Origin of the sequence: Streptomyces pseudogriseolus (assembly GCA_002154585.1) — a bacterium.
In the GTDB taxonomy this organism is placed as follows: domain Bacteria; phylum Actinomycetota; class Actinomycetes; order Streptomycetales; family Streptomycetaceae; genus Streptomyces; species Streptomyces pseudogriseolus.
Window position 1 is genome coordinate 1 of the sequence record MUNG01000672.1, and the last position, 234, is coordinate 234.

A 234-nucleotide genomic window follows, 5' to 3' on the forward strand; every position below is an offset into this window, starting at 1 on the left:
CCGCCGCGCCCCGCGGGGCGCCATCCCCGTGCACCCCACCACCCTCGCCGACCTGACCCGCCCGCCCGCGACCGGGCTGCGCCTGACGTGGATGGGCCACTCCAGCGTGCTCGCGGAGATCGACGGGCAGAGGGTGCTGTTCGACCCCGTGTGGGGTCAGCGGTGCTCGCCGTTCCCCTTCGCCGGGCCGAAGCGGCTGCACCCCGTGCCGCTGCCGCTGGCCGCGCTCGGACC

1 pseudogene is annotated in these 234 nt (G+C 77.8%); it reads left to right on the plus strand.

What is annotated here, in order from left to right:
- Window positions 1–234 (plus strand): annotated as a pseudogene (locus CCN29_RS34000) (MBL fold metallo-hydrolase); the annotation flags it as partial.